This is a genomic window from Streptomyces sp. NPDC031426 (assembly GCF_055581585.1).
This window is the reverse complement of the sequence record NZ_JBVIJE010000004.1, coordinates 106,787-121,467: the sequence shown is the minus strand read 5'-3', so window position 1 is coordinate 121,467 and position 14,681 is coordinate 106,787. Positions and strand designations below refer to the sequence as shown.

Below are 14,681 nucleotides of genomic sequence, written 5' to 3'. Positions count from 1 at the left end.
CGGTCGCGCGGGGTCGGACCCAAGGGATCCAAGAGAGCCGCATCCGCTAGGAGTTACCGCCTGTGATACCGAGAGCGAGACGGGCCGCGGCCGTCACCGCCGCAGCCCTCGCCGCCGCACTGATCCAGCCACTGGCCGCCCATGCGGCCACCCCGCCCGCGCCCCCCTCGGACGCGGCCCTGGCCGCCCAGCCCGCCCGGCACGACGACACCCGTGAGCAGTTCTACTTCGTGATGCCGGACCGTTTCGCCAACGGCGACACGTCCAACGACCGGGGCGGCCTGACCGGCTCCCGCCTCAGCACCGGTTACGACCCCACCGACAAGGGCTTCTACCAGGGCGGCGACCTCAAGGGCCTGACCAGGAAGCTGGACTACATCAAGGGCCTCGGCACCACCGCCATCTGGATGGCCCCCATCTTCAAGAACCGCCCCGTGCAGGGCACCGGCGGCAACGCCTCCGCCGGCTACCACGGCTACTGGATCACCGACTTCACCCAGGTCGACCCGCACTTCGGCACCAACAAGGACCTCAAGACCCTCATCTCCAAGGCGCACGCCAAGGGCATGAAGGTCTTCTTCGACGTCATCACCAACCACACCGCCGACGTCGTGGACTACCAGGAGAAGTCCTACGACTACCTCTCCAAGGGCGCCTTCCCGTACCTCACCAAGGACGGCCGCCCCTTCGACGACGCCGACTACGCGGACGGCACCAGGAGGTTCCCGGCCGTCTCCAGCGCCTCCTTCCCGTACACCCCGAAGGTCACCAGCCGGTCCAAGGTCCCGGCCTGGCTCAACGACCCGACGATGTACCACAACCGGGGCGACTCGACGTACGCCGGCGAGTCCACCACCTACGGCGACTTCTCCGGCCTGGACGACCTGTGGACCGAGCGTCCCGAGGTCGTCCACGGCATGGAGACGATCTACGAGCGGTGGGTGAAGGACTTCGCCGTCGACGGCTTCCGGATCGACACCGTCAAGCACGTCGACATGCCGTTCTGGACCCAGTGGGCGACCGCGCTCGACAAGTACGCCGCGGCGCACGGACGGAGGAACTTCTTCATGTTCGGCGAGGTCTACTCCGCCGACACCTCCATCACCTCCCCGTACGTCACCCAGGGCCGCCTCGACGCCACCCTCGACTTCCCGTTCCAGGACGCCGCCCGCGCCTACGCCTCCCAGGGCGCGAGCGCCCAGAAGCTGGCGGGCGTCTTCGGCGACGACTACAAGTACACGACCGACAAGGCCAACGCGTACGAGCAGGTCACCTTCCTCGGCAACCACGACATGGGCCGCATCGGGTACTTCCTCAAGCAGGACGACCCGAAGGCCACCGACGCCGAGATCCTGAAGAAGGACGAGCTGGCCAACGAGCTGATGTTCCTCAGCCGCGGCAACCCGGTCGTCTACTACGGCGACGAGCAGGGCTTCACCGGTTCCGGCGGCGACAAGGACGCCCGCCAGACCATGTTCGCCTCCAAGGTCGCCGACTACCTCGACGACGACGAGATCGGCACCGACCGCACCCACGCCAGCGACTCGTACGACACCGGCGCGCCGCTGTACCGGCAGATCGCCGACCTCTCGAAGCTCCGCGAGGCCAACCCGGTCCTGACCGACGGGGTCCAGACCCAGCGCTACGCGGCCGACGGCGCCGGCGTCTACGCGTTCACCCGTACGGACGCGAAGACCGGGCAGGAGTACGTCGTCGCCCTCAACAACGCCGACTCGGCGCGGACGGCGACCTTCGCGACCGGCTCCGCCGGCATGGCGTACCGGGGCATCCACGGTGCCACCGACTCCGTGACGTCCGACGGCGACCGCAGGGTCACCGTCACCGTCCCGGCCGAGTCCGCCGTCGTCTACAAGGCCACCGGCACCCTCGCCAAGCCCGCCGCCGCACCGACGATCAGCCTGAAGGCGCCGGCCGCCGGAGCCACCGGCACCGTGGAGATCGGCGCCGATGTCGACGGCGGTCAGCTCAACCGGGTCGTCTTCGCCGCCCAGGTCGGAAACGCCAAGTGGCAGGTGCTGGGCTCCGCCGACCACGCCCCCTACAAGGTCACCCAGACCCTCGGCAAGGACGTGCCGGCCGGGACCGCGCTGCGCTACAAGGCCGTCGTGGTCGACTCGGCCGGGCACACCGCGAGCACCACGGCGAGCAGCACCTCCGGCACCCCGCCCGCGCCCGAGGTCCCCACGGCCTCCGCCCGCGACTACGTGATCGTCCACTACAAGCGCACCGACGGCGACTACGACAACTGGGGCCTGTACGCCTGGGGCGACATCGCCGACGGCGAGGCCACCAACTGGCCCGCCAGCCACCCGTTCACCGGCCGGGACGCCTACGGCGCCTTCGCCTGGGTCAAGCTCAAGCCGGGCGCCTCCAACGTCGGCTTCCTGGTCATCGACAAGAACGGCAACAAGGACGTCTCCGCCGACCGGAGCATCGACGTCACCAGGACGGGTGAGGTCTGGGTCGAGCAGGGGAAGCCGGACGTACTGACGCAGAAGCCCGACTATCCGGCGCAGGACACGACCAAGGCGGTCATCCACTACCACCGGGCGGACGGCAACTACGACGGCTGGGGCCTGCACGTCTGGACGGGTGCCGCGAACCCCACCGACTGGTCGAACCCGCTGAAGCCGGTGAAGACTGATGCCTATGGCGCGGTCTTCGAGGTGTCGCTCACCGCGGGTGCCACCAGCCTCAGCTACATCATCCACAAGGGCGACGAGAAGGACCTGGCGGCGGACCAGTCCCTCGATCTCAAGGCCAACGGCCACGAGGTGTGGCTGTTGAACGGCCAGGAGAAATACCTGCTGCCGCAGCCGGCGGGCAGCTCGGCCGCCCTCGACCTGAGCACCTCCAAGGCGATCTGGATCGACCGGGACACCGTCGCCTGGAACGGCGCGGACGGCGCCGCCTCCACCCAGCTGCTGTACTCCCCGGACGGCTCGATCGCGGTCAAGGACGGGGCGCTGACCAGCGACGACGAGCGCTGGATCCGGCTGGAGAAGACCACGCTGACCGACGCCCAGAAGGCGAAGTTCCCGCACCTGAAGGACTACACCGCCTGGTCCGTCGACCCACGTGACCGGGACCGGGTGCGCGAGGCGCTGAAGGGCCAGCTCGTCGCCTCGCAGCGCGCCGCCAACGGTGCCGTCCTGGCCGCGACCGGCGTGCAGATCGCGGGGGCGCTGGACGACCTCTACCCCGGCGCGACCAAGGCCGCGCTCGGGCCGGTCTTCCACAACGGAAAGCCCACGCTCTCGGTGTGGGCGCCGACCGCGCAGAGCGTGTCACTGGAGCTGGACGGCTCCGACCACGCCATGCACCGCGACGACACCACCGGCGTCTGGTCCGTCACCGGCCCGGCGTCCTGGAAGGGCAAGCCCTACCGGTACGTCGTGAAGGTCTGGGCGCCCAGCGTCCGCAAGATGGTCACCAACAAGGTCACCGACCCCTACTCGGTCGCCCTCACCGCGAACTCCGAGCGCAGCCTCGTCGTCGACCTGAACGACAGGGCCCTCGCCCCGAGCGGCTGGTCGGCCCTGCACAAGCCCAAGGCCGTACCGCTGAAGGACGCGCAGATCCAGGAGCTGCACATCCGGGACTTCTCGGTCGCCGACAAGACCGTCCCGGCGACGGACCAGGGCACCTACCTGGCCTTCACCGACAAGAACAGCGACGGCTCCAGGCACCTGAGGGAGCTGGCCAGGGCGGGCACGTCGTACGTGCATCTGCTGCCCGCGTTCGACTTCGCCACGGTCCCCGAGAAGAAGGCCGACCAGGCGAGTCCCGACTGCGATCTGACCTCCTACGCGGCCGACTCCGACCAGCAGCAGGCGTGCGTGGCGAAGACCGCCGCGAAGGACGCCTACAACTGGGGCTACGACCCGTACCACTACACGGTCCCCGAGGGCTCGTACGCCACCGACCCGGACGGCACCGCCCGAACGGTCCAGTTCCGCAGGATGGTCCAGGCGCTCAACCAGGACGGCCTGCGGGTCGTCATGGACGTCGTCTACAACCACACGGCGGCCAGCGGCCAGGCGGACACCTCCGTCCTCGACAAGATCGTGCCGGGCTACTACCAGCGGCTCCTGGCCGATGGATCGGTGGCCAACAGCACCTGCTGCGCCAACACCGCACCCGAGAACGCGATGATGGGCAAGCTGGTCGTGGACTCGATCGTCACCTGGGCCAAGGAGTACAAGGTCGACGGGTTCCGCTTCGACCTCATGGGCCACCACCCCAAGGCCAACATCCTCGCGGTCCGCAAGGCCCTCGACGCCCTGACCCTGGAGAAGGACGGCGTCGACGGCAAGAAGATCATCCTGTACGGCGAGGGCTGGAACTTCGGCGAGGTCGCGAACGACGCCCGCTTCGTGCAGGCCACGCAGGCGAACATGGCCGGCACCGGCATCGCCACCTTCTCCGACCGCGCCCGTGACGCGGTGCGCGGCGGCAGCCCCTTCGACTCCGACCCCGGCATCCAGGGCTTCGCGTCCGGGCTGTACACCGACCCCAACTCCGCCACCGCCAACGGCTCGAAGGAGGAGCAGAAGGCGCGCCTGCTGCACTACCAGGACCTGATCAAGGTCGGGCTGTCCGGAAACCTCGCGAAATACCACTTCACGGACACCGACGGCAAGGAGGTCACGGGAGCGGAGATCGACTACAACGGCTCGCCCGCCGGCTACGCGGACGCACCCGGCGACGCCCTCGCCTATGTGGACGCGCACGACAACGAGTCCCTCTTCGACGCCCTGACCTACAAGCTCCCGAAGGGCACCTCCGCGTCCGACCGGGCCCGGATGCAGGTCCTGGCGATGGCCACGGCCGCCCTGTCGCAGGGGCCGGCCCTGTCCCAGGCGGGCACCGACCTGCTGCGCTCGAAGTCGCTGGACCGCAACTCCTTCGACAGCGGGGACTGGTTCAACGCCATCCACTGGAACTGCGCCGACGGCAACGGCTTCGGCCGCGGGCTGCCCATGGCGGCCGACAACCAGTCCAAGTGGGACTACGCCCGCCCGCTGCTGACCGGCGTGCGGGTCGGCTGCCCGCAGATCGACGGCGCCTCCGCCGCCTACCAGGACCTGCTGAGGATCCGCACGACCGAGAAGGCGTTCTCGCTCGGTACGGCCGCACAGGTGCAGGACCAGCTGTCCTTCCCGCTGTCCGGCAAGGACGAGACACCGGGCGTGATCACGATGAGGCTCGGTGACCTGGTCGTCGTCTTCAACGCCACCCCGGAGCGGCAGGAGCAGCGGATCGGCGACCTGGCCGGGACGCGGTACAAGCTGCACCCGGCGCAGGCCTCCGGCGCCGACCCGGTGGTGAAGACCTCCGCCTACGCGGCCGGGTCGGGCACGTTCAGCGTCCCGGCGCGGACGGTGGCGGTGTTCACCCGGGCGGGGAAGTAGGGTCGGGCTGACGCCGTAGAACAGGAGTGCGCATGCCGCAGATCACCATCGACTACTCGGACATCGCGGAGAACGCCTTCGACCGCGAGGGCTTCGCCCGGGCGCTGCACGAGGCGACCGTGGAGATCGCGGCGGCGAAGCCGGAGGCCTGCAAGACGCAGTTCCGGCCGAGCGCGTACACGGTGTACGGCTACGAGGACCCCGGGGCGCGCGGGCACGCCATCGTGCACGTGACGATCGGGCTTCTCGCCGGCCGCAGCGACGAGACGAAGGCGAAGCTGACGGACACGGCCCTGGAGCTGCTCCGGAAGCATGTGGCGGACGCGGGCATCGCCCTGCACGCCTCCGCCGAGGTCCGCGACCTCGACCCGTCCTACCGGAAGTTCGACCGGTGACGGTCTAGGCGCCGAGGGCGATGAGCCGGCCGACCAGCTCCGCGAAGGGGCCGTCGGCCGGCTCGTCCTTGACCATGGTCTTCAGCAGGGCCGCCATCTCCTCGTCGTAGGCGGCGCTGACGGCGGCCAGTGCGGCGAAGTCGTGCACGAGCTGGAGCTCCAGCTCTGCGCGCGGGATGCGCCGGCCGTCCAGCCAGATCAGGGCGGTCGACTCGGCGAGCGAGATCCAGGAGCGGACGACCAGCTCCAGCCGCGGGGGCGCCTCCGGGACCTGGAGGTGTGACAGGATCTGGTCGTAGGCGGCCTGCCGTACGGAGTCGATGAGCGCGTTGGTCGCCGACGAGCCGACCGCCGGACCGCCGCGCATCAACGCCGAGAAACCGGGCCCGTGCTCGTCCACGAAGTCGAAGTAGCGGCGCATCACGCGCAGCAGCCGGGCGCCGAGCGGGCCCTCGTGCGGCTCGCCGAAGCGGCCCGCGAGATCCTCCGCGGCGCGCTTCAACGCCGCCTCGTACAGGCTGAGTTTGCCGGGGAAGTAGTGATACACGAGCGGGCGTGAGATGCCCGCGGCCGACGCTATCTCGTCGATGGAGACCTCGTCGGGCGAGCGTCGGCTGAACAGGTCGAGGGCGACGCCGATCAACTGCTGCCGCCGCTCCTCGACACCCATCCTGCGGCGAACCCCGGTACTCATGCGAACACCTTACCGATCGGATTCGGCCGCAGGTGATCACATGTCGAGCACCAAACGATCGCTGTTGGCCCGCGAGACGCAGATCAGCATCGAGTCGGCGCGCTCCGCGTCGGTCAGCAGCTCGTCCCGGTGGTCGATCTCCCCTTCCAGCACCCGCTGTTGGCAGGTCCCGCAGAAGCCCTGCTCGCACGAGTAGGCGGTGTCCGGCAGTTCGCCGCGTACGGCGGCGAGCACGGTGGAGTCGGCGGGGACGGTCAACGTCCGTCCGGTGCGCCGCAGTTCGACCTGGAACTCGGTGTTGCCGTCGGACGAGGTACGGGGCGCGAACCGTTCGAGACGGACGTCCGGGAAGCGTGCCGCGACGGCCGCCATGAGTCCCTCGGGACCGCAGCAGTAGACGGCGGCCCCCTCGCCCACCTCCAGCGCGTCGAGGTCCGGCCGCCCCTCCACGACAGTCACCCGGTCACCGCCCCGCTTCTCGACCTCCTCCAGGAACGGCATCGAGGCCCGGTCGCGCCCCGCGTAGAGCAGCCGCCAGTCGGCGTGCTCCGGCAGTGCCCGCAGCATCGGCAGCAACGGGGTGATCCCGATCCCGCCGGCGACGAAGACGTATGACTCCGCCTCGACCAGCGGAAAACGGTTCCGCGGCCCCCGCACCTCCAGTTCCATGCCCTCCGTGACCTGCTCGTGCACCTCCCGCGAGCCGCCCCGCCCGTCCGCGACCAGCCGGGTCGCGACGGTGTACGAGGAGGTGTCCTCGGGATCCCCGCACAACGAGTACTGCCGGACAAGACCCGACGGCAGGACGAGGTCGAGATGCGCTCCGGGCTCCCAGCGCGGCAGGTCCCGCCCCTCCAGGCGGAGTTGCACGACCCCTTCGGCCACCGTCTCGCGGGAGGTCACCAGCAGCCGCAGCGCACGCGAGCGCGGCCGGCCCGAGGTGGGCTCCTCCAGCGCGGGCATCGGCCACAGCGGCGAGACCTGGATCCGGCGGCGCAGGGCCCCGCGGGCCAGCAGGGCGGCGCCCGCGACGAGCACGACCGTACGCAGCTTCGGCATCAGGCGGCCCTCTTCTGTGCCGCCGTGGCCGCCGGGGAGGCGGTCAGATAGGCGACGGCCTGCTCGGTGTCGCCCTCCTGCGAGGGGTGGTAGTCGCGGCTCAGATAGCGGGGGATGGACCTGAGCATGTCCCCGGTCGCGGGCAGCAGGCCCAGCCTGCCCCGGACGTAGAAGTCCTTGAAGGAGGCCTTGCCGTCGATGAGGGTCGGGTCGTTCTCCATGAAGAACCGCGCCCCACGCTGCCACAGGAACACCAGCGCCGAGAAGGCCGTCGCCCAGGTGCGAACGCGCCGGCGGTAGCCGCCGTCGACGTGCATGAACAGCTCGAAGGCGACGGAGCGGTGCTCGACCTCCTCCGCGCCGTGCCAGCGCAGCAGGTCCAGCATGGTCGGGTCGGCGCCGCGCCGGTCCAGCTCCTCGGCGTTGAGCACCCAGTTGCCGAGGAACGCGGTGTAGTGCTCGATGGCCGCGATGAGCGCGACCCGCTCCATCAGCCACCACCGGCGCGCCCTGCCCGGCGGCAGCGTCCGGTCGCCCAGCAGCTTCTCGAAGAACCAGTCGACCTGCGCGGTGTACGGCGTCGGGTCGAGCCCCTGCTCGCGCAGATGCGGCAGCACCTCGTCGTGGGCCTGGGAGTGCATGGCCTCCTGGCCGATGAACCCGATGACGTCCTCGCGGAGCCGCTCGTCGCGGATGTACGGCAGCACCTGCTTGTACACGTGCACGAACCACCGCTCACCGGCGGGCAGCAGCAGGTGCAGCACGTTGATGGTGTGCGTGGTGAAGGGATCCTCCGGCACCCAGTGCAACGGCGTGCCGTCCCAGGAGAAGGACACCTTGCGTGCCTTGAGCGGCACCCGGGCCTGCGTGTTGGACATGGCGTCAATGTACTGACGGGTAGGCGCCCTGAGAACCCCTCGGGCAAGCCTTATTTACGCCGCTGTCAGCAAAGGGCCTCTACCGCAACCCGCTGACCTCGGTCCCGTCCACCAGCGTGCCCTTCAGTGAGGCCTGAGCCCCCTTCGCGGCCCGGGCGACCAGGAACTGTCCCTGCCCGGCCGCGGTGACTCCGCCGCCCGCCTGGATGGACGCCGTGTCCTTGTCGCCCGCCGCCAGCAGGTACCAGTGCCCGGCCGCGGACTTCCACAGCACCCCGGCCAGCACATGGGGATCGCGCGGCCCGCAGGCCCGCGCGTCCGTGCCCTTGGCGACCGCCGCCCCCACCGCCGCGCCCGGCGTGCGGAACTGGGCCAGCGCGGCCGTACCGTCGCCGCGCCAGGTCTCGGCCCTGGTGCACACCCACCCGGCGGCCCCGCTGCCGTCGGGCAGCGGCTGGTCGGCGAACGCCCAGGCGTTGACGCTGCGCACCCCGGCGGAGCGCTCCGCCTGAAGCGAGCAGGCGAACGGCGCCCAGGCCGTCAGCCCGGCCCGGCCGGACGCCGCGCCCGCCGATCCCGGCCGCCCGGCGGTCAGCCGAGCCGGAACCAACTCTCCCAGGTCGGTGGTGAGTTCGGTGCCCGACGCGTCGGTCAGCTGGAGCACGGTCCAGGAGGTGCAGCTGCCGGGCCGCAGCGCCGGGCTGCCCAGCGGCCCGGTGATCCCGTCGGTGAGGGTCAACGGGGTCGCGGCCGCGTCCGGCTTCGTCAGGTCCCGCGAGGCCGCCTTCTTCACCCAGGGCGCGGTCAGATAGCGGACGTTGCCGTCGGAGCGGCCCAGCACCAGCGCGTTCGCCTCGGCGCCGGTCGCGCCGTCGACCCGGGCGAGGTCGAGGGCCGCGCCCTGGGTGCCGTCGACCGGCTCGGCGTAGCGGGCGATGCGCAGACCGTCGTAGAGCAGCACCACGCGCGCGTTGTCGACCTGGCCCGCGTACAGCAGCTGGGGCGGGCCGGCCGGGCCGCCGGTCTGGGTGCCGGGGGTCGCCGAGACCCGGACCGTCGCGCCGGGGCGGGCCCATACCGCGAGGGCGCGGCGCAGCAGGGCCGTGTCGCCGGTGAGCGGTCCGCGCGCGGGCCACACCGAGAAGTCGGTGCGGGCGGCGGACTCCCAGTCGACGGGGGAGACCCGGATCAGCCGGGCGGGGTCGAGGGCGGCCTCGGCGGAGGGGTTCTCGGCGTAGACCGGCGCGGCGGCGCCGTCCGGGCCCCAGCCGTCACCCGGCAGGGCGAGCAGCGCCCCGCACACCGCGAGCGCCGCGGTGGCGGCGAGGGCGGCCTTGGTGTGCTGGCGGCGGCGCATCAGATCGGTGGGCCGGGCCTGGAGCAGACAGGGGTCGAACTCGGCGGAGGAGAGCAGCACGGGCTGCGTGGGCACGCCGTTCGCCGAGGCCAGCGCGCCGCCCGCGTCGTCCACCCCGGCCGCCGTGAGCAGCCCCCGGATCTCGGCGTCGGACAGCTTCTCCAGACCGCGCAGCACATACGCGGCGCGGGCCGGGCCGGACAGGGCGGACAGCCGCTGGTCCAGGGCGAGTTCATCGGCGCCGCCCGAGCGCGGGAACAGCCTCAGGCCCCACACCTGGGGCAGCAGCGGCGGCAGCTGGGAGAGCCGGGGCAGGCCCTTGCGGGGCCGGGCCGCCTCCAGGGCCGTACGCAGGACGCGCTCACGCAGGAAGGCGTACCCGGGGTCGCCCGCGCCCCCGGAGGCCTGGGCCGGGATCGCGGACCGCTGCCCCCGGCCTCTGGGCAGGGCGCGCTGGACGAGCGCGTGCGCGGTCAGCACCCGGCGGCTGCGGCCGACGCTCGACGGCAGCACCAGGTAGGCGATCCGGACCAGCCGTGGATAGTGCTCGACGAGCGCGGCCTCGGCCTGCTCGACATCGACCGGTCCGGAGTTCTTGGAGGTGAGTGCGTGACGCGGGGCTACATCCTGTGACTGCACGTCATGGAGAACGAGCCGGCAGTCGGTTGGTCACCACCGGATGGGTGATCCCCGGATTTGAGCGCACTGCGGCCCGGAGCCGTATCCGAAGGAGCTGAGGCATGCTTGGCCCACTGGACCGGAGGAACAGATGAAGGTGACACGACTGCTGCCGGCCGCCGTGGCCGTACTGGCGCTGGCGGGCTGCGGTTCGGGCGGGGACACCAAGGCGGTCCCGCCCACCGCGACCGGCAGCCTGGAGAGCCTGGCCGCCGAGGTGAAGTGCACACCGAACATGCAGATCGACTCCGACGAGGTCCGTCAGGCCATCTGCAAGAACCACGACGGCAGGTTCGTCTTCGCCACCTTCGCCACCGACCGCGGCCAGCGCGAGTGGATCAACGACGCGAAGGACTACGGCGGTTACTACCTCGTCGGCCGCAAGTGGGTGGCCGTCGGTGACGACGGCGTCGTCAAGGCGCTGCGCGGCACCCTCGGCGGGGACGTGGAGATGGGCACGAACCATGCGGCCCACGCCGGGCACGGCGGCTGAGACGTTCCGTCGAAGCGGGCGCGCGCGGGAAAGGCCGGTGACGGGAGGGGGATCCGTCACCGGCCTCGCTCTGTGGCCCGTGTCAGGCGGTCAGGCGCAGTTCCGCCCGCTGTTGATGCAGTTGGCGATCCGGTTCGCCAGGCCACCGGTCGTGACGCTGATGAAGTCGTCGTGATCGGTGATCGCCTTGTGCAGCTCCTCCGGGAAGCCGTCGACCGCGTAGGCGTTCTTCACCGTGCCGTCCGCCTGGATGACGGGCTGCGGCACGTTGTACACCAGGCGCATCGTCAGCTGCGGGATCGCCTTGAAGCCGTTCGGGCAGACACCGCTCCCGGGATCGGCGAAGGCCACGTGCGTGCGGTGGTTGGCACTGTCGATGTTCTGGCCGTCCCAGCAGCTCTGGAAGGCGAACGAGCGCACCACCTTGCTGCCCGCCGGGCAGATCGGGTACTTGTCCGTCAGCTGAACCCTGTTCTCGAAGCCGGTGCAGCTCCAGTGCGCGTTGGCGTTGGCCGGGCCGTTGACGAAGGCCTTGGCGTCACCGGTGATGATCCGCAGGAACTGCGGCATCGCGACGACCTTGCTCGCCGGGCTGCCCACGTACTTGATCTGGGCCTGCTGGGCGACCAGGATCTTGCCGACGTTGAGGTCCTTGCCGCCGCCGTCCGCGTTGGCATCCTTCTCCTGGGTGCCGTCCTGCTCGCGGATGACCGGCCAGTAGTACGCCGACAGGTCGTTCCGGTTCTGGCAGCTGGTGCCGCCCTGCAGGAACGTGTTGTTGCTGGCGAAGGCGTTGACCTTCTGGTTGCCGACGTAGTCGTGGACGTGGTGGGCGCCGTTGGTCACGCCGGGCGCGACGATCACGTTGTCGCTGTTGTGGTTCTGGTTCGCGTTCACACCGCAGCGGGTGGTGAACGTGCCCGTCGAGGCGTTGGGGGTCTGGTTCGGCTTGCCCTGGACGTTCGGCGCGACCTTGGTGATGTCCACGAAGTCCGCCGCGGAGGGTCCGTCACCGCCCTGACCACCGTTGTTGGCCTGCTGCTGACCGCCCTGTTGCTGACCGCCCTGCTGGCCGCCTTGCTGCTGACCGCCGTTGTTCTGTTGCTGGCCGCCACCGTTCTGCTGCTGGCCACCGCCGTTCCCCCCGGCGGTGGTCTGGTTGGCGGTCTGCGTCGTACAGGCGGCGAGCTGCTGGATCGCGTTGTCGAAGGAACCGCCGACCCGCTGGATGTCGATCCGGATCCGGTCGATCGTCGCCGCCCGCTTCTCCTTGAGCGGACCGACGATCGCGTTCTGCACGAAGCTCGGATCCTTGGCCTGAGCGTCCCGCGTGGACGCGAGCCGGGTGTAGGCCTCGGTGATCTGCTTGTCCAGGTTGGCCAGCTCCGTCGCCACGCCCTGGCGTGCCGTGTTCGGCACGTTGGTCAGCTTCTGCTGGACGTCCGGGCAGGAGATGGTCGCGACCTGCGCCGTCGCGGCCTTCGTCTGGTTGCCTCCCCATGTCTGGTTGTTCGACTCGTGCGCAGAGGCGTAGAAGTTCGCCCAGATCAGCCCGCCCCCACCGAGCGCTAGGGCCGCCGATGCGGCTATGGCCTTGGCGGCCAGCGGCGTACGGCGTTTTCGTGTGTTGCGTCCCATGGAACTCCTCTGACTTCCTTGCGGGGCAGCATCGGGGCGCGCCCGACAGGAGTGAAGCGGCGCCCTTCCATACGGACGCCGCCCCAGAGGTGTTCACCCGTCTCACAAATTCTTCGCAGAAACAGGGGAGTTGGCGGGTCAGCGGTCCCGGTCCAGATAGGCGAGGACCGCCAGCACCCGCCGGTTGTCGTCGTCCGACACCTCCAGGCCCAGCTTGGTGAAGATGTTGGAGGTGTGCTTGGCGATGGCGCGTTCGGTCACCACCAGCTGGGCCGCGATGCCCGCGTTCGACCGGCCCTGCGCCATCAGCTCCAGCACCTCCAGCTCGCGCGGGGTGAGACCCGAGAGCGGTCGGTCGCCGCCCGCCCGGCGGGACAGCAGCTGCTGGATCACCTGCGGGTCCATCGCCGTACCGCCGGCCGCGACCCGTCGTACGGCGTCCACGAACTGCTCGGCGTCGAACACCCGGTCCTTCAGCAGATACCCGATCCCGCCGTTGCCGTCCGCGAGCAGCTCGCGCGCGTACAGCTGCTCCACGTGCTGGGACAGGACCAGCACCGGCAGCCCGGGCCGCGCCTTGCGGGCCGCGAGCGCGCACTGCAGGCCCTCGTCGGTGTGCGTGGGCGGCAGCCGTACGTCCACCACGGCCACGTCCGGCTCCGACTCGGCCAGCGCCCGGGAGAGTTCGGGGCCGGACTCGACGGCGGCCGCGATCTCGAAGCCGAACGCCTCCAGCATGCGCACCAGTCCGTCGCGCAGCAGGAAGAGGTCTTCGGCTAGGACAACGCGCACGGGACCTCCATGGTCACCAGGGTGGGGCCGCCGACGGGGCTGCTGACGGCCAGGACGCCGTCGAATGTACCGAGCCGGCGTTCGACCCCGGCGAGCCCCGACCCGGCGCCGACCGCCGCGCCGCCCCTGCCGTTGTCGGTGACCGTGATCCGCAGCCGGCCCTCGGCATGGTGCACGTCGACCCAGACCCGGTCGGCGCCGGAGTGCTTGGCGGCGTTGGTGAGCACCTCGCTCACCGCGAAGTAGGCCGCCGACTCCACCGGCGCGTCCGCCCGGCCGGGCAGCTCCACGGTCACCTCGGCCGGCAGCGGCAGCCGCAGCGCCAGCGCCCGTACGGCGTCGCCGAGCCCGCGTTCGGCGAGGACCGGCGGGTGGATGCCGCGCACCAGGTCGCGCAGTTCCTCCAGGGCCTCGGCGGAGTTCTGGCGGGCCTGGGCGAGCAGCCGCTTCGCCTGGGCCGGGTCCCGCTCCACCAGCAACTCGATGGTGCCGAGGTCCATGCCCATGGCGACCAGCCGGGCCTGCGCCCCGTCGTGCAGATCGCGCTCGATGCGCCGCAGCTCGGCGGCCGAGGTGTCCACCGCGTCCCGCCGGGTCTCGGTCAACACCCGGACGCGCTCGGCGAGTTCACCGTCGGCCGGGCCGAGGACGGCCCGGGTGAGCCGGAAATGGACGGTCAGCAGGGCCGGGGTGTAGCGCCGGGCGACGCCTAGGAGGACGAGGGCGAGGACAGCCGCGCCGATGGCGCTCACTTCTCCGGTGACCGGGACGAACGCGTACCAGTAGGTGCCGCCGTGCGTGTACGGCCGCCACAGTCCGAAGGGCAGCATCAGCCCCTCGACGGGGAAGAACAGCAGCACGGCCGGGAGCAGTGCGGTGACGAAACCGGCCGTGACGTCCACCGGTAGCCAGCGCACGTCCCGCCAGGTCTGGGGGTCGCCCAGCATGGTGAAGGTGCGGGTCCACGGGTTGGTGCCGCGGGGGATCGGCCGGTACGCCGCCCGGACCCGCACGCCGCACCACTCGCCCGCCAGCCTGCGGCGCACGTCCGCCAGCGCGCGAACGCCCGTCAGCACGGCCGGAGTCGTCACGAGTCCGACGCCGAGGGGGATGAAGGCGAGGGACAGCGGGATCAGCACCAGGAACACTATGCCGAAAGGCAGCACGGTCACCGCCAGCACCAGCCCGCGCACGGCGGCCAGCAGGGCCTCTCGGCTGCGGCCGCTCTTGTCTTCGCTGCTCATGCGGCAAGTCTCGCCGAC

Annotated in this window: 10 protein-coding genes; 3 read left to right on the top strand and 7 right to left on the bottom strand. The window is 70.9% G+C overall.

The genetic code is table 11. The features are described from left to right. Nucleotides 1–62: 62 nt before the first annotated feature. Both pulA and ACZ5NH_RS08740 read left to right on the top strand, forming a co-directional pair. Nucleotides 63–5,435 carry a pullulanase-type alpha-1,6-glucosidase gene (gene pulA / locus ACZ5NH_RS08745; RefSeq protein WP_468773670.1) on the top strand — a complete coding sequence of 1,791 codons (5,373 nt, stop codon included), beginning with the start codon at nucleotides 63–65 and terminating at the stop codon, nucleotides 5,433–5,435. Between the two features lie 32 nt (nucleotides 5,436–5,467). Next, entirely contained in the window at nucleotides 5,468–5,830 is a 363-nt protein-coding gene (locus ACZ5NH_RS08740; RefSeq protein ID WP_388621677.1) for a 5-carboxymethyl-2-hydroxymuconate Delta-isomerase, read from the top strand. Nucleotides 5,831–5,834: 4 nt separating this feature from the next. Here ACZ5NH_RS08740 and ACZ5NH_RS08735 read toward each other — a convergent pair whose 3' ends face one another. From ACZ5NH_RS08735 to ACZ5NH_RS08720, 4 genes are all read right to left on the bottom strand, one after another. Continuing rightward, nucleotides 5,835–6,524: a TetR/AcrR family transcriptional regulator gene (locus tag ACZ5NH_RS08735; RefSeq protein WP_388621675.1), complete on the bottom strand. Its 690-nt coding sequence runs from the start codon at nucleotides 6,522–6,524 to the stop codon at nucleotides 5,835–5,837. 36 nt (nucleotides 6,525–6,560) lie between these two features. Beyond that, nucleotides 6,561–7,583, bottom strand: a complete 1,023-nt coding sequence (locus tag ACZ5NH_RS08730) for a PDR/VanB family oxidoreductase (protein ID WP_468773668.1) — start codon at nucleotides 7,581–7,583, stop codon at nucleotides 6,561–6,563. Next, nucleotides 7,583–8,461 (bottom strand): metal-dependent hydrolase, encoded by an 879-nt coding sequence (locus tag ACZ5NH_RS08725; RefSeq protein WP_388621671.1) that lies wholly within the window; start codon nucleotides 8,459–8,461, stop codon nucleotides 7,583–7,585. The genes ACZ5NH_RS08730 and ACZ5NH_RS08725 overlap by 1 nt, the downstream gene beginning before the upstream one ends. Nucleotides 8,462–8,540: 79 nt before the next feature. After that, nucleotides 8,541–10,457 carry a hypothetical protein gene (locus ACZ5NH_RS08720; RefSeq protein ID WP_468773665.1) on the bottom strand — a complete coding sequence of 639 codons (1,917 nt, stop codon included), beginning with the start codon at nucleotides 10,455–10,457 and terminating at the stop codon, nucleotides 8,541–8,543. 130 nt (nucleotides 10,458–10,587) lie between these two features. On the opposite strand from ACZ5NH_RS08720, the gene ACZ5NH_RS08715 reads away from it, so the two are divergent. Continuing rightward, nucleotides 10,588–10,989 (top strand): hypothetical protein, encoded by a 402-nt coding sequence (locus ACZ5NH_RS08715; protein WP_388621667.1) that lies wholly within the window; start codon nucleotides 10,588–10,590, stop codon nucleotides 10,987–10,989. Between the two features lie 90 nt (nucleotides 10,990–11,079). On the opposite strand, the gene ACZ5NH_RS08710 is transcribed toward ACZ5NH_RS08715, so the two are convergent. From ACZ5NH_RS08710 to ACZ5NH_RS08700, 3 genes are all read right to left on the bottom strand, one after another. Further along, nucleotides 11,080–12,627: a DUF1996 domain-containing protein gene (locus tag ACZ5NH_RS08710; protein ID WP_468773663.1), complete on the bottom strand. Its 1,548-nt coding sequence runs from the start codon at nucleotides 12,625–12,627 to the stop codon at nucleotides 11,080–11,082. A gap of 138 nt (nucleotides 12,628–12,765) precedes the next feature. Then, nucleotides 12,766–13,419 (bottom strand): response regulator transcription factor, encoded by a 654-nt coding sequence (locus tag ACZ5NH_RS08705; protein ID WP_388621663.1) that lies wholly within the window; start codon nucleotides 13,417–13,419, stop codon nucleotides 12,766–12,768. Beyond that, on the bottom strand, nucleotides 13,404–14,663 hold the full coding sequence (locus ACZ5NH_RS08700) for a sensor histidine kinase (protein WP_468773661.1): 1,260 nt from the start codon (nucleotides 14,661–14,663) through the stop codon (nucleotides 13,404–13,406). Before ACZ5NH_RS08700 ends, ACZ5NH_RS08705 begins: the two co-directional genes overlap by 16 nt. Nucleotides 14,664–14,681: the final 18 nt, after the last annotated feature.